The sequence below is a fragment of the Nocardia sp. NPDC055053 genome (assembly GCF_053608285.1).
Genome location: NZ_JBSGVD010000034.1, coordinates 56,959 through 77,412 on the forward strand (window position 1 = coordinate 56,959; position 20,454 = coordinate 77,412).

Here is a 20,454-nt window from a genome sequence, read left to right on the forward strand (position 1 = left end):
CTAAATGGTAGCGTCGCCCAGCGGTAACCCAGTTACCGCTGGATGAGGTCGGTGCACGCCTCGTCTGAACGAAGCGACACCCAACCACTGGCGAGGTCTTCCGCCGCTGCCGCGCGGCGGCGGAACAGCTCGCAGGCGAAAGAAAGGCGGCCCTGTTCGCGGGGCCGGCGACAATTCCATGACTCGTCTGTTCACTCCAACGGCCCGCCGCTGCGGCCTCGCCGTGGTGGCGGTGCTGCTGATGCCACTCTGCACCGCCGTCGTGCCACCCGCGGCCGGTGCACCCGCCGCACACACCGCCGACTGCCTTCCCGGCTCCCTGCCCGAAACCGGTCTGCAGGGCGACGTTCCCGCCGCCGACCGCGACAGCGGGCGCTCCCGCGACGGATTCCGTTGCAATATGCGCATGCTCGGCAGTTCCGCGGGCAGCGGCGGCGGTATCACCTCGGTGACCTTCGACCACTGCGCCTATATCGGTACCTTCTTCCCCGGCAACCTGCTCGGTCCCGATCAGGGAGTCAGGGTGCTCGACGTCGCCGATCCGTCCGCGCCGGTGCACACCACCACCCTCACCGAGCCCGCGATGCTGGCGGGGACCTGGGAGAGCCTGAAGGTCAACGCCGAGCGGAAACTGCTTGTCGGCGCCGGTGTTCCGGCGCTGACCGGCGCCGGCCTGCTCTCGGTCTACGACATCTCCGATTGCGCGCATCCCCGGCTGCTCAATCCGGGCCCCGGCACCGATCTCGCGCTGCCGGTGCCGATCACCGCGCACGAGGGTGGCTTCTCCCCGGACGGCCGCACCTACTGGGCCTCGGGCACGGCCCCGGGCCTGCTCAGCGCGATCGATCTCACCGACCCCGCCAACCCCAGGGTGATCTGGCAGGGCCTGCTCGGTCTGTCCATGCACGGGTTCGGCTTCTCGCCCGACGGCAATCGGATGTATCTGGCCAACAATATGGGCGGGCTGAAGATCCTCGACGTCGCCGCGGTGCAGCGCCGCGATCCCGAACCGCGCGTCCCGGAACTCGCCGACATGCCGTGGTCCGACGGCTGGGCCACCCAGCACGCCGTCCCGGTGACCTACGGCGGGACTCCCTACGTGTTCGCCGTCGACGAGGCCGGTTCGGGCGGGGTGAAACTCATCGACGTCTCCGACGAGCGACGCCCCCGGCTCGCGCAGTCGATCAAGCTCGCGATCAACCTGCCCGAAAACCAGGACAGTATGGTCGCCTCGGCGTCGGGCGGTTCGCTGTTCGCCTACGACGCGCACTACTGCGCGGCCGACCGCCCGGTGGACCCGACCGCCCTTGCCTGTAGCTGGACCTCCTCGGGCATCCGGGTCTTCGATGTCCGCGACCCCGGCGCCATCCGCGAGATCGGCTACTTCAATCCGCCCGCCCGCACCGGCGAGCACGCCGGGCTGTGGAACTCGCCGCACGCGCTCGCCTCGATCATCGGTCCGCCGCTGCTGGCGGCGCCGACACTGGCGCAGTCGATGCTGCAGGGCGCCTTCGATCCCGCGCAGGCGCTCAGCTCACGCACCGGCACACTGGCTTTCGGTGATCTGTCGACCGACTGGTGCTTCTCACCGCCGGAATGGCGTGGCAATCAGCTGTGGACCACCTGCGCGGACAACGGCTTCCTCGCGCTGGAACTGGCGCCCGAGGTGTACACCCCGCCCGCCGATCAGTCCTCGACCACCGGATCATGAACAAGCACAGCGGTTTCCGGGTGGCCGCACTGGCCGGGCTGGTAGCGCTGCTGCTGGCCATGGGCGCCGCGCTGCGGCCACTGCTGCCCGTGGGCGAGGTCGCCGCGGCGCCGGTACTGACCGCCACCGAGATCGGCTTCGTCCAGGACATGGTGGCGCACCACAGCCAGGCCATCGTGCTGGTCCAGCGGCTCGATCGGGGCGCCGACCCGTCGGTCGTCGCGCTGGCCGGGCAGATCGCCGACACCCAGCGCACCGAGCTGGGCATGCTGCTCGGCTGGTTGCGCTTGGCGGGCGCGCCCGTCACCGGCGCCGAACCGATGGCGTGGATGCGGCCCAGTGGGGCCCATCAGCACGCCGGAGTCGATCTCGCCCAACGCCATTCGACGATGCCGGGGATGGCGACGACCGCCGAACTCGACGAACTCGCCACCGCGCGCGGTGTCCGGGCCGAAGTCCTGTTCCTGCGGCTCATGCAGCAACATCACTACGGCGGCATCGAGATGGCCGCGGCGGCCGACGCGCTGCTCGACGGGGGGGAAGTCGAGCGAGCGGCCCGCGACATGATCACCGGCCAGGGCCGCGAGGCCGGCCTGCTCGGCTTGCTGCTCGACCGCCGCGCCTGAGCGAACTGCTCGAATCACCGATTCCCAACCCCCGATGAAGGTCTCTCGAATGTCAATGTTGACTCGCCGTACCCTGCTGACCGGTGCTGCCGCCGCCGCAGGTCTCACCCTCGCCACGGCAGGCACCGCCGCGGCCCGGCCCGCTGTCGCCCACCGCACCGGCGGCATCCCGCTCACCCACGAGGACCGCAGGGTCGTCGTGATCGGCTCCGGCTTCGGCGGCGGGGTGACCGCGCTGCGATTGGCCGAGGCGGGCGTTCCGGTCCTGCTGCTGGAGCGGGGCAGGCGGTGGGCGACCGGCCCGAACGCGCAGACCTTCCCGCTGGCCACCCGCCCCGACAAGCGCCTGCTCTGGTACCGCTCCGACCCGGTGGTGTTCGGGCAGCCGCTGCTGTTCGAGCGGTATGCCGGTCTGGTGGAGGCGGTGCCGGGCGCCGGGATGACCGCGCTGTGCGCGGCGGGCCTCGGCGGCGGATCGCTGATCTACCAGGGCATGTCGCTGCAACCGGAACGCGAGGTGTTCGAGACCCACTTCCCGGCCGGGATGGACTGGGATCGGATGGACCGGGTGCACTACCCGAAGGTGGCCAGGATGCTCGGGCTCGCCACCGCGCCCGACGAACTGATCGCCCACCGGAACTACACCGCGGCACGGGTTTTCGCTGAACGGGTACGCGGCGCGGGGATGCCGCTGTCGAAGATCCCGATGCCGATCGACTGGAACTACGCCCTCGCCGAACTGCGCGGGGAGATGACACCGTCCTACACCAACGGCGACGGCGCGATGGGCGTGAACAACGGCGGCAAGCATTCCGTCGACGTCACCTATGTCGCGGCGGCCGAGGCGACCGGTCTGGTCGACGTACAGACCCTGCACGAGGTCACCGGGATCGAGCGCGCCGCCGACGGCCGCTGGGTGGTGCGCGTCGACCGGGTCGACCTCGCCGGCACGGTGCTGGAGAACAAGGTCATCACCACCGGCGCGCTGGTGCTCTCGGCGGGCAGCCTCAACACCACCCGGATGCTCGTGCGCGCGGCGGTATTGGGGCATATTCCCGATCTGCCCGACGAGCTCGGTCGCGGCTGGGGCACCAATGCCGACCGGATCTATGTGTGGCGCAACGCGTCCGCCGGATTCGGTGCGGCGCAGGGTGGTCCGGTCGTGTACGGCAGCAAGAACTGGGACGACCCGAATTCCGCGTTCACCGTCATCCAGGCGTCGATCCCGTCGCTGCCGGTCGACCCGGGCGCCACCATGCTCGTCGGCTACGGCGTCAGCACCGGGCGCGGTGAGTTCGTCTACGAATCAGGCGCCGACATCGCGACGCTGCGCTGGCCCGGCGACGGTGACCAGGCCATCCAGGACGGCCACATCGGCCCCGCGATGCAGCGCATCGCGGGCCCCGACAGCTTGCTCATCGACACCAATGCGCTGTTCCCGTCCACCTGGCATCCGCTCGGCGGCGCCAATATGGGCTCGGTCTGCGATCTCGACGGCCGGGTGCTCGGACAGCGCGGCCTCTACGTCATCGACGGCGCGCTGATGCCGGGCAACACCGCGGCCTGCAATCCGTCGATGACCATCGCCGCGGTCGCCGAACGCGCGCTGGAGAATCTCGTCCGCACCGACGTGGGAACACTCATCTGAGCGGGGTTCGGCGCGCCGCCGGAAGGGGCGCGCCGAACGCGGATCAGCCCGCGGAGCCGGGGATTCCGGGCAGGACGGCCGAGCCGGTCGACGGCGGGCGCGGGCCGCTGGAGCCGAGGTCGGCATCGAAGGAGCCGGTGCCGCTGCCGAAGTCGGCGTCGACCGAGCCGAGCGAGCTGCCGGTGGGCGGGCCGATCTCGACCGAACCGGAGGGGAGCAGGTCCCAATCGATACCGCCGACGGCGGTGGCGGTGCCGCCGGTGCCGAGCACGGCGCCCGCGGCGAGCACGGCCAGCAGGCCTGCCCTGGTGGTGGACTTACGGATGGACATGGGGTGATACCTCCGAGCACTTCGCTGTGATAGCGCTCATACAGTATCTGAAATAAGACAGTTTCATACCTGCGATGGCCGGCCGACTTCCATCTGCACGCGATAGCGGTCGGCGCGGTACCAGCTCTGGGTGTGCTCGATCGGCACCTCGGCGCTGAACGACACCCGGTCGAAATGCAGGACGGGAGCGCCCTTCTTGACCCCGAGCAGCATCGCGACGCCGGACTCGGCGGCCTGGGCGTCGACGGTCTGCACGGCCCGCTCGATGGGGCGGCCGTAGCGGTCGGCGGTGGTCCGGTAGATCGAGCCGGTGAGGTCGTGCGAGATCAGGCCGGGCAGCAGTTCGGGGTTGAGCCAGGCGTCGTCGACGCTGACCGGCTCCTCGTCGGCCAGCCGCAGCCTGCGCACGTGATAGGCGCGCGCGTCCTGGGGTAGCCGCAGCGCGCGGGCGGTGGCCTCCGGCGGCACCGCTTCCTCGGCGACCAGCACCAGGGTCGTCGGCTGATGCCCGAGCGCGCGCATCTCCTCGGTGAACGAGGCCAGATGCAAGCGCGATTGCACCGGCCGGTGCGCGACGAAGGTGCCCTTGCCGCGCACCCGCACCAGGTAGCCCTCGTTGACCAGCTGGCCGATCGCCTCGCGTACGGTGATCCGGCTGACGCCGTAATCCTGCATGAGATTTCGTTCGCTGGTCATCAAGTCGCCCGGCTGTAGCTCGCGCGTGCATTTCTGCAACAGAATCGCGCGCAGCTGTTCGTGTTTGGGCACTGCGCTGTCGCGCAGCGGTGCGGGCATGAGGGCGGCTCCTTCTCGCGAGCGGTGCACCGGTCCCTACTGGTCCTGTCCGGTGGTTCGAGAATACGCGACCTCGGCACACGACGAAAGCCTCGCGCACCGGGAGACCGGCGGGCGAGGCATTCGGGGGAGCCCGGGGCTCAGGAGAGCGCTTTGCCCTTGAGCTGTTCGAATTCGGCCTGGGTGATCGAGCCTGCGTCGAGCAGCCTCTTGGCGTCGGCGATCTGCGCGGCGGGATTGGTGCCCGCGGTCTCCCTGATGTAGGAATCCTGCGCCTGCTGGATCTGCTTGGCCTCGGCGCTCGAGCGCTCCGCCATGCCCTGGCCGCGGACGATCAGGTACGCCAGCGCGGTGAGGAAAGGCAGGAAGACCAAGCAGATGATCCAGATCGCCTTCACCCAGCCCGAGGTCTTGTGGTCCCGGAACAGGTCTCCGATGATCATGAACAGCATGAGCAGGTAAGCGACGAATGCGAAGCTCACAATGATGAGCCAGAGCACTTCCCAGAATGACATGACACACCTCGCGTTCGGACACGGATCGATTCGCCCCGGTTCGGGCGATCGATTGAAGCACGCATATAGCGGGAAACTTGCCGGTCTTCGAGCATTGTGCCAACCCTGTTCAGGGTGACCACCCGTCAGCGTACTCGCGGGTGGGATCTTCTCGCAGGTAGCGGCTCCGGCGCCGCCACATCACGATTCAGCGGATGCCGGGGGTTGCGGGGTTGCTGCCGACGCAGCCGAGCACGACGCAGCCGGGTGGCCAGTCGGAGAACGGCGGCTTCGGCGTCTCGCCGAGGCAGTCGACGAAACTGCAGCCGGGGTAGGCGTACGGGCCGATGCCGAGGGTGCCGAAGAGCGCGTCGGGGCGGGCGATCATCGGATCGGTGACGCTCACGTCCGGGCGTTCCTGGTACGGGCCCGGATCGGGCAGCTGCTTGTCGACGAAGGCCGAGACCAGCGTGCGCATCACATTGTGGGTGTAGGTCGAGGAGGCGCCCGGCGTCGCGACGCCGGTCCAGTTGAGCATCAAACCCAGGCTCGGGACGATGTAGCTGTCGTTGCGCAGCATGCCCGACATCTTCACCGCGTCGTCGGGCAGGCCGGGGAACTCGAGGCGGCACGGCGCGCCGTTGATCACGAACAGGAAGCCGTAGCAGGGCATGCTCGCCGAGGGGGACAGCGCGGCGCGCATGTAATCGTCGGAGATCACCTGCAGGTCGTTCCACCGTCCCCGATTGCCCACCAGCAGACCGAGTTTCGCGAAATCGTCCGGCGGCAGGATCAGATGCGCGTGGCCGTAGGTGTTTCCGGCGCGATCGCGAGCCCAGAAGTAGTCGCCGCGGGCGATGCCCAACGGGTCGAACAGCTTTCGCTGCGCGAAGGTCTGGAAGTCCTCGCCGACGGCCTGCTGGATGACGTAGACGAGCAGGTCGACCGCGCGCTGGCTGTAGCGGAACATGGTGCCCTGCGGGCGCTCGATCGGCATCGCCAGCGCCTGGGCGACGACATTCGGGTCCAGCGCGGCCAGCCCCGTCGCGCCCTCGGCGGCGACGGCGACCTCCATCCCGGAGGACTCGGTGAGCAGGTTGCGCACGGTGATCGCCCGGTGCGCCTCGTCGCCGAGACCCGCCGGCAGATAGCGGTCGATCGGTTCGTCGATGAGCAGGCGGCCCTCATCCACCGCCAGGCCCGCGACCAGCGCGACCACGCTCTTGGTTCCGCTCCACAGATTCCAGGGGACCCCACCGGATTCGGCATTGCGCGGGCCGCCTGCCACCAGGCAGTTGTTGCGGTAGAGCTGGATATTGAAGCGGGTGGTGTCGATCGCCAGGTTCATGGCGGCGGCGACGCGCTCCGTGTCGAGTGCCGCCTCGACCGGTGTCGCGGTCTGCGGTGTGCGGCCCGAGCTGACCTCGCATTGCTTCGCGGTGACCGGTTCGGCCTGCGCCGTCGCGGGCAGCAGCGCACCCGAGGTGAGCGTCAGCGCGGTGACCGCCGCTGCCACAACGTATTTCAGATAGCCGTGCACTCAACCCTCCAGAAAGAGATTCCGGGAGGGAATCGTGAACGATCACGTTCTTGTTACGTCGGCTCAGCTTCCGTAGGGCTTGCAGACCTCGATCGCGGTGTCCTTCGCCGCGTTGAACGTGTCGATCACATCATTGAGTTCGTCGGTGGGCGCACGGCGTTCGAGGGTGTCGGCGAGGGTGTTGGTGTTGTCGCGGTAGGAGCGCAGCGGCTCGGCCAGCGTCGGGATCACATCGTTGGTGATCTTGCGGCCGAGGTCCTTGGCGTTGTTGCGCAGGGTGGCGACCGCGTCGTTGGCCTTGGTGTCGGTGTCGGGCGCCCTGGTGTTGCTGGCGTCGATGTAGGCGTTGAACGCGGTCACCGAGCTCTTGTTGGCCGCGCGCAGTCCGTCGCAGGCCGTGTCGTTGGCTTTTTTCACCCGTGCCACGGAGGAGGCGGCGACCTCGGAGGTGTAGGAGGCGAGGTCGGTCTGGTTGGCCTGGGCGTCGCCCGGCACCTGCTTGGTGCAGGCCACCAGGACCATTCCGGTCGCGACGGCCACGAGTGCCGTGGTCACCCCCACTCGTTCCCGCTGTCTCATGCTTCCCTCTCCTCCCTCGGGACCGCCGGCACCGGATCGCACCGGAGCCGAACATATCGACCGTACTGGCTGTGAGCGGGTGACGTCAGCTCGCGGTGGTGATTTCGATGACCAACCGAGACGTCGGGCCGGTCGCGGTGCCGGGACCGGTGGCCCCGGCACCGCCCCTGATCAGCGCTGGCCGAGCATGCCGCGCATCGTGGTGATCTCAGCCTCCTGCGTGGCCACGATGGCCGTCGCGAGCTGCCTGGATTCCGGGTTGACGCCGTCGGCGAGCTCGGTACGCGCCATGTCGACCGCGCCCTCGTGGTGGTCGATCATCATCTCCAGCCACTGTTTGTCGAACTCGGCGCCCGTGGCGGACTGCAACGCGGTCATCTGGGCGTCGGTCATCATGCCGGGCATGGCGTGACCATCGTGGCCCTCGCTCGCACTCGGTGCGGGCTTACCGAAGGACGCCAGCAGATCGGTGATCTGCCGCATCTCCGGCGCCTGCGCCTTCTCGACCTCCGCCGCGAGCGCGATCAGCTGCTGGTTCTGGGTGTGGCTCGGCACCATCTTCGCCATTTCGACGGCCTGCGCGTGGTGCGGGTACATCATCTGCAGGAAGGTGACGTCGGCGTCGTTGAAGTCGGTGCGGGCCCCGGCCGTCGCGCTGGTCGCGCTCACCGAGCTGGTCGGCGAGTGGGTGTCGTGCGTCGCGGACTCGGTGTCGTCGCCGCAGGCTGCGAGCAGCAGAACGCTCGCGGCGGAGACGGCGAGGACGGTGGCGCGGGTACGGGTGATGAACATGGGTGATCCTCCTGGGGATTCTGGTGACGGTGAGATGGGTTGGACCGCCGCCGGGCACACCGGTGGCGGCTGACCTGTCAGATCCGCAGAATCGCCAGTTGGGAGAGGGAGAGAACGGTCCACGGCGGTGGGCGTTCGCGCCTGCCACGCCACGGCCGGGTGGCGGCGTTGCCGGTCGCCGCGGTGTCGCCGGTGAGCCGGTAGAGCAGCACGAGTGTCAGGGCGACGGCGAGTGCGGCGAGCACGAAGACGCAGGAGTGGACGGCGGCGTGCTCACCGCAGCCTGCGGCGCCGCAGCCGGAGCCGGTCGCGTGCTTGTCGTCGGCGGGGGCCGTGCCCTGTGCGATGTCGGTGGCCGCGTCGGTGCGATCGATCGGCTGGAAATCGCTGGCGCCCTGGGTCGCCGAGTTCGCCTGTGTCGCGTCGGTTGTGCCGGTGCGCGGCGCCTCCGCGGTTCCGATGTGGGGCGTTTCGACGGCCCCGGCGTGGGCGGACTGGGAGGTGCTTGCCGGTGTTTCCTCGACGGCCCCGGCGTGTGCGGGCGGGTAGGCGCCCGCTCTGGTCGCCTCGGCGGCGCCTGCGGGTGAGGGATGGGGGTCGTGGGTTTGTTGCTGCGCTACGGCGCTGACGTGTGATGCCTGTACAGCGTGTGACGTCTCGGCGGCGGTGGCGTGCGCGGTGCCGAATACCGCGGAGTGCATGGCGACGATCCCGGCCAGCAGCATCAGCATGGCGAGCACCCTGGCGATGCCGGGTGCGCGCTCGAGCGGATGCTGGTCGATCACGGCACCGAGTCTAACCAGCGCGATCGGGCTGCCGGAAATACCCCGACACGGTAGGGGTAGCTACCCGGTGGCGATGTCGACGACCAGCCGCGGCGGGTTCGTCAGCGCGGTGACGGCGAACGGCGGCCGATCGGCGTCGACGCCGACGAAGGACTGGGTCGTGCCTTCGAAGACCAGGGTCTTGTAGACGCCGGTGATCCCGGGGACGCCGGGATCGGTCACCGGGTCGGGCCCCGAATACGCCGGGACCGTCGAGTCGAACGGGTAGACGGATCCGAGGATGCGTACCTCCAGGATCGAACTGCCCGCCACGTCGACGGTCTTACCGCTGCCGTCCTGCACCGCGCGGTCGGTGTACGCGACCTGCCAGCCCGGTGTGCCGGTCCCACCCAGGGCGAAGACCACCCGGTCGAAGCCCTCCTGGCGGCCGATCCGGATATCGGTGACGGTCAGCGCGGCGCCGGGGGAGGCCTCGCCGGACTTGGGTTCGTTGTCGGTCGGCGCCGCGCCGGTGGCGTCGGCGAAGGTGCTGGTGGTGCTCGTCGGCGCGGAGGTGGCGACCGGTGCGGTGTCGGTGCCGCAGCCGGACACCGTCAGCGCCGCGATGGCGACCATGCCGAACACGAGAGCGTTACGCATGAGGCCGATGGTACTCAGCCCAGGTGGCGCGGCGGGCGAAGAAACGCGCGGTGTGTTCGGCTACGGCAAGTTAGCTGGGGAACGGGTGAGTGACCTGATCGGCCCGGTCCGCGCGCGGGCTCGAGGTGAGCAGCGGCGGCGGCGGGGTTCGACACGGAGTGCAAGGCGCTCGACGCGGATCACACGCGGTCGATCTGGTCCAGAAACAGCGGCCGAAACAGTGGGGAACAACGGGATTCGTGAGATCGCCCAGCTCGAGCGGGTCTGCAAGGCTGTCGCAAATCGATGGAAGCTGTTCGTGCCCACCGGAGTACGTGCCACGACACCGCGCTGTGAGCAAGGCCACCGGCGGATATCAGGGCCGGATGTGACGGTGGGGCAACGATCTAGCACACTTGTCGCGTGAACAGAGTCGAGGACGTATTCACCCGGCTGCGCCGGTATCCGGATGTGGAGGCGCCGAACCTCTATGCCGTCGACGCCGCCGACCGGTTACTCCTCGACACCGCCGCGGACGCCCTGGCGGCGTCGGGTAGCGGCGAGGTTGCGGTGATCGGCGACACCTACGGCGCGCTCGCCGTCGGCGCGGCGACCCGGCACGACCTGACCGGTCTGCGCGTGCATCAGGACCTGCTCACCGGGGAACTCGCGCTGGCCGCCAATGCCAAGAACCTCGGGCTGACCGATCGCTACACCGCGCACGGCCTCGACGCCGAGTTGCTGACCGGCGCGCGGGTCGTCCTGATGCGGCTGCCGCGGATGCTGTCCGGCCTGGCCGAGATCGCCGAAACCATCGCCCGCTACGCCGCCGAGGACGTCGTGGTGTTCGCGGGCGGTCGCGACAAGTACCTGACCCCGGCCATGAACGAGGTGCTCGCCGAATCGTTCGGGCAGGTGCGCGCGGGCCGTGGCAGGCAGAAGTCACGCGTGCTGGTCGTGAGTGAGCCGCTGCCGGTCGGTGAGTCGGGGTTCCCGGTGGCCGAGCACATCGCCGAGATCGACGGTGACGTGCTCGCCTACGGCGCCGCGTTCTCCGGGCCCCGCCTCGACATCGGCACCCGCTTCCTGCTCGAGCACCTGGACCGGATGAAGCCCGACGCCCGCGAGGCCATCGACCTGGGCTGCGGCACCGGCATCCTCGCGGTGGCGCTGGCCAAGTCGCGCCCGCACATCCGGGTCGTCGGGACCGACCAGTCCGCCGCCGCGGTCGCCTCGGCCAGGGCCACCGCGGCCGCCAACGGCGTGGCCGACCGGGTGACGGTGGTGCGCGACGACGCCATGTCCTCGGCCGCCGACAACAGCGCCGACCTGGTGCTGTGCAATCCGCCGTTCCACGTCGGCGCCGCCGTGCACACCGGCTCGGCGATCAAGATGTTCGCCGAGACCGGCCGGGTGCTGCGGCCGGGTGGCGAGCTGTGGACGGTCTACAACTCGCACCTGAACTATCGGGGAGTGGTCGAACGGATGGTCGGGCGCACCGACGTGATCGGGCGGAACCAGAAGTTCACGGTGACGCGGTCTGTTCGTGGCCTGCGCGACGTACAACGATAGAGCCGGTCGGACGCGGTAGAGTCCGATTTGTCCGAACGGACGGGGGTGCGGTCGATGGTCGCGCCGCCGGGAACTATGTCCGATCGTGGCGCGTTGAACAGGGCAGTTGGAGCTGTGCTACGCCGCCAGGCGTACAGCGACTAATCACTCCAAGAAAGGCGCACGGTGCGTACCTCATCGAATCCGGTGTTCAAGAACTTACCTCGCCAGGAGGGTGTCGGCGGTTACGCGAACTTCGGTTCGGGCGCCGCCGGCGCGGGCCAGCTGGGCAACCAGCAGTACGGACAGCAGCAGTACGGCGAGTACGGCCAGCAGTTCCAGCAGGCCCCAGCCACCCGCGCGATGACCATCGACGACGTGGTCACCAAGACCGGCATCACCCTCGCGGTGCTGACCGTCACGGCGATCATCTCCTTCGCGCTGTCCTCGGCGAACCCCTCGCTGGCCCCGCTGTTCGTCATCGGCGGCGGCCTGATCGGCCTGGTGCTGGTCCTGGTCGCGAGCTTCGGCAACAAGATGGACAACCCGGCCATCGTGCTGTCCTACGCGGCGTTCGAGGGCCTGTTCCTCGGCGCGCTGTCGCTGATGTTCACCGACGTCACCTTCGGCGGTGTCGGCGGTAGCGCCCTGATCGGCCAGGCGGTGCTCGGCACGTTCGGCGTGTTCTTCGGCATGCTCGTCGTCTACAAGACCGGCGCGATCCGGGTCACCCCGCGCTTCACCCGCATGCTGCTCGGTGCCATGGTCGGTGTGCTGGTCCTGATGGTCGGCAACCTGATCGCGAGCTTCTTCACCGACGGCGGCTTCGGCCTGCGCGACGGCGGCGTGCTGGCGATCGTGTTCAGCCTGGTCTGCATCGCCATCGCCGCGTTCAGCTTCCTGCTCGACTTCGACGCCGCCGACCAGCTGATCCGCGCCCAGGCCCCCGAGAAGGCCGCCTGGGGCGTCGCCCTCGGCCTGACCGTCACCCTGGTCTGGCTCTACGTCGAGATCCTCCGCCTGCTGAGCTACTTCCAGCGCGACTGATAGCGCAGACATAAAAGAGCGGCCCACCGAATCGGTGGGCCGCTCTTTTACTGTCTATCTCAGCTGAGGCGCTCGATGACCAGGGCCATGCCCTGGCCGCCGCCGACGCACATGGTCTCGACGCCGAACTGCTTGTCGTAGGTCTCCAGGTTGTTCAGCAGGGTGGTGGTGATGCGGGCACCGGTCATGCCGAACGGGTGGCCGAGCGCGATCGCGCCACCGGAGACGTTGAGCTTGTCCTCGTCGATCTTCAGCTCACGGGCCGAGCCGAGCACCTGCACGGCGAAGGCCTCGTTGATCTCGAACAGGTCGATGTCGGAGACCGACTTGCCCGCCAGCGCCAGCGCCTTCTTGACCGCCTCGACCGGGCCGAGGCCCATGATCTCGGGGGACAGGCCGGAGACGCCGGTGGAGACGATGCGGGCCAGCGGGGTCAGGCCAAGCTCCTTGGCCTTGGTGTCGCTCATGATGACCAGCGCGGCGGCGCCGTCGTTGAGCGCGCAGCAGTTACCGGCGGTGACGGTGCCGTCGGGACGGAAGACCGGCTTGAGCCCGCTGACCGCCTCGTAGGTGACGCCGGCGCGCGGGCCGTCGTCCTTGCTGATCACGGTGCCGTCGGGCAGGGTCACCGGGGTGATCTCCCGCTCGAAGAAGCCGGCCTTGATGGCCTCTTCGGCGCGGTTCTGCGAGCGCACGCCCCAGCGGTCCTGGTCCTCACGGGTGATGCCGGTCAGCGAGGCCACGTTCTCGGCGGTCTGGCCCATCGCGATGTAGGCGTCGGGGAGCAGGCCGTCCTGGCGCGGGTCGTGCCACGCACCGGCGCCACCCTCGGCGGTCTTGGCGGTGCGGGCCTCGGCCTCGGCGAACTCGGGGTTCTTGGTGTCGGGCGAGCTGTCGGCCGAGCCACGCGCGTAGCGCGAGACGGTCTCCACGCCGGCGGAGATGAACACGTCACCCTCGCCCGCCTTGATGGCGTGGAAGGCCATCCGGGTGGTCTGCAGCGAGGACGCACAGTAACGCTGCACGGTGGTGCCGGGGACGACATCGAGGCCGAGCTTGATGGCGACGATGCGGCCCATGCCGAAGCCGCCCTCACCGGCGGGGGAGCCGGTGCCGAGGATGATGTCGTCGATCTGCGTCGGGTCGAGCGAGGGCACCTTGGCCAGCGCGGCCTGGACCATCTGCGCGGTCAGGTCGTCCGGACGCATACCCGCCAGGGACCCCTTGACGGCACGGCCGATGGGGGAGCGGGCGGTGGAGACGATAACGGCCTCGGGCATGAGGACTCCTTTTCGGATGCTGGCGTGAACGGCTGTTTACCTTGCCGGTCTTTCGTGAATCTAACTCTCGCTGTGCGCGACGGGAAGAGCAGGGCGGGCGCGCACCGCCTCGATCAGGACGGGAAGCAGCTGAGCAGCGGCCAATTCGTAGCCCGCCGCGGAGGGGTGAAATCCGTCGGTGGCGAACAGGATTTCCGGGGCGGCGCGGAACTCGGAGGCGACCAGCGGTGAACCCATCGCCACCGGCGTACCACCTGCCACCGTGGTCGCCACCGTCTGCGCCTTGGCCAGGCGCACGCTCCAGTTGGCCACCACCGTGCGCAGCGGCTGCTGGATCGCGGTGACGGTGCCCAGGTTCGGACAGGTGCCGACGACGACCAGCGCGTCGGCCGCGCGCAGCCGCGCCACCGCGGCGGCCAGCCTGCGCGCCGAGGCGCGGATGGAGTGCTTCTTGGTGATGTCGTTGGCGCCGACCAGGATGACCGCGGCGTCCGGCGGCGGCCCGGCCACGAACATCGCGTCCACCTGTCCGGCCAGACCCTTGGAGGTGGCGCCCGAGATCGCTTTCGTGCTCAACCGGATCCGCAGCCCGGTAGCCTCGGCCAGCCCGCGCGCCAGCCGCACCCCCGGCACGTCGGCGGCGCCGAGGCAGCCGAGCCCGGCGGCGGTGGAGTCGCCGAAGATCATCAGATGCAGGTCGCTCGGCACGCCCTTGCGCCACGGTTCGGGCAGTTGCGCACCCGGCGCGTAGACCCCGTCGGCCTCCGGCGGCTTGGAGGTATCGCGCCCGATGACCGCCCGCGCCGCCCCTGCCTGCGTCATCAGCAACCGATAGGTGGCCCAGGAAACGGTGCCGGCACCGGACCCGGCGAGCACGGTGGTCGCCCCCGTGACGACAGCGGTACGCAGTCCGCCTCTCCGCGACTTCTGCCTGTCGCTTGGTGTCATCGGAGTTCGTATCCGGTCGTGCGTTCGGTGGCGGGTCGCGGTGTGGGCGTACCAGGCGAGTTACCCATGCCCTAACGAAATCAGTTGTTGCGCGGCGGGACAAGCCCTCGGGTTCGGCGCGCCGGGCTGGGACGAGTGGTGCGCTGGCTCACACCATCGGACCAGGTCGTACCGCCGATCCGAGGTTCTGCAACGATGGAGCTCATGCGCATCGCGGATCACGTCGTCGATCTCATCGGCAACACCCCCCTTGTTCGGCTGAACTCGGTGGTCGGCCCGAACGCGGGCCTGGTCGCCGCCAAGATCGAATACCTCAACCCGGGCGGCAGCTCCAAGGACCGGATCGCGGTCAAGATGATCGATGCCGCCGAGGAGGAAGGGCTGCTGAAGCCGGGCGGCACCATCGTCGAGCCCACCTCAGGTAACACCGGTGTCGGTCTCGCGCTGGTCGCCCAGCAGCGCGGCTACAAGTGCGTGTTCGTCTGCCCGGACAAGGTCAGCGAGGACAAGCGCAACGTGCTGCGTGCCTACGGCGCCGAGGTCGTGGTCTGCCCGACCGCCGTGCCGCCGGAGCACCCGGACAGCTACTACAACGTCTCCGATCGCCTGGTCCGCGAGATCGAGGGCGCCTGGAAGCCCAACCAGTACGCCAACCCGGGCGGCCCGGACAGCCACTACGAGACCACCGGCCCCGAGATCTGGGCCGACACCGAAGGCAAGATCACCCACTTCGTCGCGGGCGTCGGCACCGGCGGCACCATCACCGGCACCGGCCGCTACCTCAAGGAGGTCTCGGGCGGGAAGGTGAAGATCGTCGGCGCCGATCCGGAGGGCTCGGTGTACTCCGGCGGCACCGGCCGCCCGTACCTGGTCGAGGGTGTCGGCGAGGACTTCTGGCCCTCGGCCTATGACCCGTCCGTCCCCGACGAGATCATCGCCGTCTCCGACGCCGACTCCTTCGAGATGACCCGCCGCCTGGCCCGCGAGGAGGGCCTGCTGGTCGGTGGCTCCTGCGGCATGGCCGTGGTCGCCGCGATCGAGGTGGCCCGGCGCGATCCCGACGCCGTCGTCGTTGTGCTGCTGCCCGACGGTGGCCGCGGCTACCTGTCGAAGATCTTCAACGACAAGTGGATGAGCTCCTACGGCTTCCTGCGCACCCCGCTCGAGGTCGCCCCGGAACCGCTCGTCGGCGACGTGCTGCGCGGCAAGTCCGGCGAACTGCCCGATCTGGTGCACACCCACCCGTCGGAAACCCTGCGCGATGCCATCGAGATCCTGCGCGAGTACGGCGTCTCCCAGATGCCCGTCGTCGGCGCCGAGCCGCCGGTGATGGCCGGTGAGGTGGCGGGCAGCGTCACCGAACGCGACTTGCTCTCGGCCGTCTTCGAAGGCCGCGCCAACCTCACCGACTCCGTCGCCCAGCACATGAGCCCGTCGTTTCCCCTCATCGGCTCCGGCGAACCCATCTCCACCGCCACCAAGGCCCTCTCCGACACCGACGCCCTCATGGTCGTCGAAGACGGCAAGCCCGTCGGCGTCATCACCCGCCACGACCTCCTGGGTTTCCTCAGCACAGGCCGCTGATCGGTGGCCGGCGCCGAGCAGGTCGAGCGCATGGCCCGCAACGCGGCCCTGGGCGAACTGCTCGACGGCTGGGATTCCGAATTCGGCCCGGTCTCCGACGATGACATGCGTTATGCCGCAACGGTGTTCGATGAGTTCGACAGGGCAGCAGGCGACCGGTGAGCGATCGCCTGACGCTGCCGATCGTGCTCGATTCGGACATCGTCCGCAGTCCGGACTGAACTCGACTACCTGTGCCGTGCGTGTCCCTGAACTCTCGGCAGGTGCTGGCGCGCAACTACTTCCGCGAAGCGAGGTCCAATGTCGAGGAGTTGACAGCCTGCCTGGACATCCGGAAGGGTGGGAATGCGCCATTACGGCAACAGGTCTGGACAAACGGGGGATTGATGGCGATTCGACTTGCAACACCGGCGTCTTGCGGAACCGTTGAGGCGTGGTGATGGCAAGTGGCGGTTGGTTCAATCACTATGACGATCCCGACGAGTTCTGGGACGAAGAGCCACTGACAAGGCCTCAGGCCACCCGAAACGCAGACACACATACACCGGATCGACAGTCTGACTCATACCGAGGCGAACAGGCTTATCGATCGGAGGCAGATGCCGGTTCTCGTGATGACGGCCGATACCAGCGAGTGGACTCATCGGTGCCGAGGACTGTCGCTAGTGACCTCGACAGCCGCCCCGGCGTAGACTCCGGCGACTACCAGGGCTCTTCCTTCGCAGCAATTGAAGTCGACCGGGGGCTCTTGCCGACCCGAGTTGAATTGAGCCGCCAGTGGAACCGCTACGTGAATCCCGCTGAGGCTGGCGACGAACTGATGCGCGCCTATAAGAAGGCGGTGGCTGATCACGTTGGACGGAGCATCGCTGCTGGAAAGCTTCTGACAGGCGAGTTCCGGCACGCATGTCCTGTCCCCGATCAGCGCACAGTCACGATGCTCCTACTCGAAGCCCGAAGTTGGGCTGATTATCGGGAAACTCAGACCCGCATTTTCACTCGAGGTGTCTTCGAGGTCCACGGTCGAGCAAAAATTGACAATAGACCGATCGTGTCGATGACGGCGGACTGTTTTCAAGTGAAGTCTATGCATGTGTGGGTCGGGTGGGGGCGGCAAGTTGACCCGATCCAGATTAGCGACGAAGTTCTGTTTTGCGCAGATCATGTTCGCAGTCTCCGCCCGACCTTCAAGGTCAAGGGGGACTACTCACGGTACTCGGATGAGGATCTCGAGTATCAACATATTCGACATCGAGATAATCTGATCCGGGAACTGGGGGTATAAAAGATGGGTGCACCATCGCAACAAGCCGTCTCGGTCGCAGTCAGCGCTGTGCGGACCGCCGCGACCAACTGGGACGAGGCGATTGGAGAATTGGAGGCTGCGAGGCTGGCTGCCGAAAAGGCCAAGTTCACTGCCCTTGAGGCCGGTGTATTCATCCTTGCATACGAAAAATACAAAGACGTTCCAGACTTTTTCGCCAGTAGAATGACCGAGGGAAAGCAGGTGTTCGCTGAAATTGCTAGTACTTTGCGCTATATCGCGGACACATACGAGGCGGAGGACGCTCGCAACGAGCACGCGATCCGCAATCTATACTAGTGGGGGGCCGATAGGATGGCAGAAGATAAGAATCCACAAACCCGAACAGACTTGAATGAGAATGCTGAAACAATTAAAACCAAGATGGCGGAGTTAGAGACGAAGCCCGGTGAGGTCAACGATGCCTTTGGGGATATCGTAATGGCCGTTCGCCTTACCGGATGGGTGGGCGGTGGTGTGCTTGGACCGATTGGTAATCTCGCGGGAGGGCTGGCAGCCGAAGACATCATCGACAGGCTTTGGGAGGAACGCGATAAGGTTCTCGACTGCATAAGTAAGGCCGTCGCAAAGTTGAAGGAACTAATAAAGGGCATATTTGTTCCCGTCACTTTCATCGACTATGCCAATTCATGGCGAGACGTCGCCAGCGCTGTAACCAATGCTGGAACCCAGATTGACGAGACCAAGCTGAATGCGCACTGGTCCGGTATCGCTGCGGAATCGTATGAAAATTCTCGACAGCGGCAAGCGAAGCCGTGCTCGCAGTTGGCAATTCCGGCTTCATGCGAAACTATAGCAACCGCACTCGAGGCTGTTGCAATTAAGACTTTGGAGCTTTACCGGGAAATCGTTGAATCAATTCTCTCGTTCATTTCGGGTGTTGCCGAGATTGTTGCTGCTGCTGCTACTGGCCCCGTCGCGGCGGCACAGACCGCGGACATCGTTGCCGGTATCGGAAATATGTACAATGCAATTGCTCAGGCGATCGGAAGCATTGCCTCATCTGCTCAGGAAACCATTATTGGCGGAAATCAGATCGCGCAGGCAAGCTCGGATATCGACGGGCTGCCGGAAAACAAGTGGCCGTCCATGGTTGTCGACGGCACCGAGAAGTTTGATGACGCGACGGTTACTGACGGCACGAACAAGTGGTCGGTCAATTCTGACAGGCGTACACAGTGAGTATAATTATGGGGCGCGTCGGCGCTGCGGCGGCAATAATTGCAATTTCTCTCTTGTCATCGTGTGGGCTCAATTCTGCGGCAAAGCCTGTGATGGCAGAGTCGAGTCATACTCGTGGTGAGCAATGCGATCGAACTCTGGGCTTCTTCTCGAAAGGGCTTGGAATATCCTCTGTGGATATTGAATACGGATCCGTGGCGCCGCCACCCTATGAAAAAATTGGACTAGGAGCTCACTGCACCGTTACGCAGGATTATCTGGCAGTGGGGCAAACGCGCCTACGGGCAATGTTACCGAATGAGTCGGAGCCGGCCTTGCTCAAAGGCGACCTGAGCTACATTCCTCAGTCTGGGTACGATGAGAAGGTATGGATAAAGACGACAGATAGTGCGGTGTACATTGCTACCAAGGTTGATGGCTGGCAGGGCACTCTCACCATCGAGACGGTTCAGATCAAGACCGGTGAATCGAAGTTCAAGGTATCCGACCAGCAGATCCGATCTGCGTCTCAGTTCCTGATCGCTTTGACCAAAGAGCTTGGGGCGCAGGGCTGAGCTGAAGCAAACAAGCTAACAGGAAATCTTGGGTGATCCAGCGAGGGAGAGGAATATGCGCCTGTAGCATGTGAGTGCATTGACAGCAGCTGCCGTTCTAGTGAATGGGACCGCTAGGTATTAGAATCCTTGTTGGCCCTGGTCAGGGGCTGGAAGGGGCGCTGAGGGACATGGCAGGACGGAAGCGGCATTCCGCGGAGGGCATCGTGCGGAAGCTGTGCCGTGCCGACGAGCTGACGGCGGCGGGCAAGACTGGGGAAGAGATCGCGGCGGAGCTGGTAATCCTCCGCGCACGGTCAGTGATCTAGCGGTCAGTAGTTATCGCATATGATAAAATTGTTTAATGGTGGGCGATCCGAGTGACGTGAGTGACGAACTGGTCGCTGTGTTGGAATCGGCCGCCCGGTTGCAGGTGCTGGTGCCGGACGCGGTTCTGGTCGGCGGCTCGGCGGCCGCGCTCTACGCAGGCCACCGCGACTCTTACGATCACGACCATGTCCTGCGCGACCTGCGGGATTGGCCGGTCCCCGATGATGCGACCACCCCGAAATAGAATCCGGGGTGATTAGATCTGTTCAGTTGATGCCGCAGGCCACGGGATGGTGGGTGTGGCTGCAGCGGGCAGCGTACTCGGCCGGTGTCTGGTAGCCCAGTGCTGAGTGGCGGTGGCGCTGGTTGTGGTCGGTCTTGAAGTCCCCGATCACGACTCGGGCTTCGAGCAGGCTGGTCCAGTGGTTGCGGTTGAGGCATTCGTGGCGCAGCCGCCGGTTGAACGACTCGACGTAGCCGTTGTTCCATGGCGTTCCGGGCGGAATGTAGGAGATCCCGACGCGATCGGCGCAGAACTGCTGTAGCGCATGCGAAATCAGTTCGGGACCGTTGTCCATCCGCAGCACTCTCGGCGGCCCGCCGGCTGCGGTGAACACCCGCTCGAGCTCGGCGACCAGCCGCTCGGCGGTGATCGAGCGTCCGACCAGGTGCAACAGCGATTCGCGGGTGTGTTCATCGACCATCGACGCGATCTTCACCGCTCGCCCGTCGACCGTGGAATCGAACTGGAAATCC

23 protein-coding genes are annotated in these 20,454 nt (G+C 66.9%); 12 read left to right on the forward strand and 11 right to left on the reverse strand.

Annotated features, from left to right (window positions below; all coding sequences use genetic code 11):
- Window positions 1-178: 178 nt before the first annotated feature.
- Genes ACWF82_RS27610 through ACWF82_RS27620 form a run of 3 tightly spaced genes read left to right on the forward strand, consistent with a single transcriptional unit; the run spans window position 179 to window position 3,985 of the window.
- Window positions 179-1,711, forward strand: coding sequence for an LVIVD repeat-containing protein (locus ACWF82_RS27610; protein ID WP_452505781.1), 1,533 nt, complete (start codon window positions 179-181; stop codon window positions 1,709-1,711).
- Window positions 1,708-2,337 (forward strand): DUF305 domain-containing protein, encoded by a 630-nt coding sequence (locus ACWF82_RS27615; RefSeq protein ID WP_452505783.1) that lies wholly within the window; start codon window positions 1,708-1,710, stop codon window positions 2,335-2,337. The genes ACWF82_RS27610 and ACWF82_RS27615 overlap by 4 nt, the downstream gene beginning before the upstream one ends.
- Before the next feature lie 49 nt (window positions 2,338-2,386).
- Entirely contained in the window at window positions 2,387-3,985 is a 1,599-nt protein-coding gene (locus ACWF82_RS27620; protein WP_452505785.1) for a GMC oxidoreductase, read from the forward strand.
- 43 nt (window positions 3,986-4,028) lie between these two features.
- Here ACWF82_RS27620 and ACWF82_RS27625 read toward each other — a convergent pair whose 3' ends face one another.
- From ACWF82_RS27625 to ACWF82_RS27660, 8 genes are all read right to left on the reverse strand, one after another.
- Entirely contained in the window at window positions 4,029-4,316 is a 288-nt protein-coding gene (locus tag ACWF82_RS27625) for a hypothetical protein (protein ID WP_452505787.1), read from the reverse strand.
- A 63-nt stretch (window positions 4,317-4,379) separates the two neighbouring features.
- A complete protein-coding gene (locus ACWF82_RS27630) occupies window positions 4,380-5,111 on the reverse strand; it encodes a GntR family transcriptional regulator (RefSeq protein WP_452505789.1) in 732 nt (243 codons plus the stop codon).
- A 140-nt stretch (window positions 5,112-5,251) separates the two neighbouring features.
- Window positions 5,252-5,626: an SHOCT domain-containing protein gene (locus ACWF82_RS27635; protein ID WP_452505791.1), complete on the reverse strand. Its 375-nt coding sequence runs from the start codon at window positions 5,624-5,626 to the stop codon at window positions 5,252-5,254.
- Window positions 5,627-5,813: 187 nt separating this feature from the next.
- Window positions 5,814-7,145: a serine hydrolase domain-containing protein gene (locus ACWF82_RS27640; RefSeq protein ID WP_452505793.1), complete on the reverse strand. Its 1,332-nt coding sequence runs from the start codon at window positions 7,143-7,145 to the stop codon at window positions 5,814-5,816.
- A gap of 63 nt (window positions 7,146-7,208) precedes the next feature.
- A complete protein-coding gene (locus ACWF82_RS27645) occupies window positions 7,209-7,724 on the reverse strand; it encodes a hypothetical protein (RefSeq protein WP_452505795.1) in 516 nt (171 codons plus the stop codon).
- A 171-nt stretch (window positions 7,725-7,895) separates the two neighbouring features.
- Entirely contained in the window at window positions 7,896-8,516 is a 621-nt protein-coding gene (locus tag ACWF82_RS27650; protein WP_452505797.1) for a DUF305 domain-containing protein, read from the reverse strand.
- A gap of 77 nt (window positions 8,517-8,593) precedes the next feature.
- On the reverse strand, window positions 8,594-9,301 hold the full coding sequence (locus tag ACWF82_RS27655) for a DUF6153 family protein (RefSeq protein ID WP_452505798.1): 708 nt from the start codon (window positions 9,299-9,301) through the stop codon (window positions 8,594-8,596).
- A gap of 60 nt (window positions 9,302-9,361) precedes the next feature.
- Entirely contained in the window at window positions 9,362-9,940 is a 579-nt protein-coding gene (locus ACWF82_RS27660; RefSeq protein WP_452505800.1) for an AMIN-like domain-containing (lipo)protein, read from the reverse strand.
- A 402-nt stretch (window positions 9,941-10,342) separates the two neighbouring features.
- Here ACWF82_RS27660 and ACWF82_RS27665 point away from each other — a divergent pair, with 402 nt between their 5' ends.
- The gene (locus tag ACWF82_RS27665; protein WP_452505802.1) at window positions 10,343-11,491 is read left to right on the forward strand and encodes a class I SAM-dependent methyltransferase; all 1,149 of its coding nucleotides are present in this window, start codon (window positions 10,343-10,345) and stop codon (window positions 11,489-11,491) included.
- Window positions 11,492-11,656: 165 nt separating this feature from the next.
- Complete coding sequence (locus ACWF82_RS27670; protein WP_452505804.1) at window positions 11,657-12,517, forward strand: Bax inhibitor-1/YccA family protein; 861 nt, start codon at window positions 11,657-11,659, stop codon at window positions 12,515-12,517.
- A gap of 59 nt (window positions 12,518-12,576) precedes the next feature.
- Here the strand turns inward: ACWF82_RS27670 and ACWF82_RS27675 are convergent, their stop codons facing one another.
- Both ACWF82_RS27675 and ACWF82_RS27680 read right to left on the reverse strand, forming a co-directional pair.
- Window positions 12,577-13,797, reverse strand: a complete 1,221-nt coding sequence (locus ACWF82_RS27675; protein WP_452505806.1) for an acetyl-CoA C-acetyltransferase — start codon at window positions 13,795-13,797, stop codon at window positions 12,577-12,579.
- Window positions 13,798-13,857: 60 nt separating this feature from the next.
- Complete coding sequence (locus ACWF82_RS27680; protein ID WP_452505808.1) at window positions 13,858-14,745, reverse strand: SGNH/GDSL hydrolase family protein; 888 nt, start codon at window positions 14,743-14,745, stop codon at window positions 13,858-13,860.
- A gap of 204 nt (window positions 14,746-14,949) precedes the next feature.
- Here ACWF82_RS27680 and ACWF82_RS27685 point away from each other — a divergent pair, with 204 nt between their 5' ends.
- The 7 genes from ACWF82_RS27685 (at window position 14,950) to ACWF82_RS27715 (ending at window position 19,942) form a co-directional block, all read left to right on the forward strand.
- The gene (locus ACWF82_RS27685) at window positions 14,950-16,329 is read left to right on the forward strand and encodes a cystathionine beta-synthase (RefSeq protein WP_452505829.1); all 1,380 of its coding nucleotides are present in this window, start codon (window positions 14,950-14,952) and stop codon (window positions 16,327-16,329) included.
- A gap of 3 nt (window positions 16,330-16,332) precedes the next feature.
- Window positions 16,333-16,491: a hypothetical protein gene (locus ACWF82_RS27690; RefSeq protein ID WP_452505810.1), complete on the forward strand. Its 159-nt coding sequence runs from the start codon at window positions 16,333-16,335 to the stop codon at window positions 16,489-16,491.
- 271 nt (window positions 16,492-16,762) lie between these two features.
- A complete protein-coding gene (locus ACWF82_RS27695) occupies window positions 16,763-17,614 on the forward strand; it encodes a hypothetical protein (protein WP_452505812.1) in 852 nt (283 codons plus the stop codon).
- 3 nt (window positions 17,615-17,617) lie between these two features.
- Window positions 17,618-17,932 carry a hypothetical protein gene (locus ACWF82_RS27700; RefSeq protein WP_452505814.1) on the forward strand — a complete coding sequence of 105 codons (315 nt, stop codon included), beginning with the start codon at window positions 17,618-17,620 and terminating at the stop codon, window positions 17,930-17,932.
- A 15-nt stretch (window positions 17,933-17,947) separates the two neighbouring features.
- Window positions 17,948-18,835, forward strand: a complete 888-nt coding sequence (locus tag ACWF82_RS27705) for a hypothetical protein (protein WP_452505816.1) — start codon at window positions 17,948-17,950, stop codon at window positions 18,833-18,835.
- Window positions 18,836-18,843: 8 nt separating this feature from the next.
- The gene (locus tag ACWF82_RS27710; protein ID WP_452505818.1) at window positions 18,844-19,389 is read left to right on the forward strand and encodes a hypothetical protein; all 546 of its coding nucleotides are present in this window, start codon (window positions 18,844-18,846) and stop codon (window positions 19,387-19,389) included.
- Between the two features lie 343 nt (window positions 19,390-19,732).
- A complete protein-coding gene (locus tag ACWF82_RS27715) occupies window positions 19,733-19,942 on the forward strand; it encodes a hypothetical protein (protein WP_452505820.1) in 210 nt (69 codons plus the stop codon).
- Window positions 19,943-19,964: 22 nt separating this feature from the next.
- Here the strand turns inward: ACWF82_RS27715 and ACWF82_RS27720 are convergent.
- Window positions 19,965-20,454 (reverse strand): integrase core domain-containing protein (locus ACWF82_RS27720; RefSeq protein WP_452505821.1); only part of this gene is annotated, 490 nt, incomplete at its 5' end.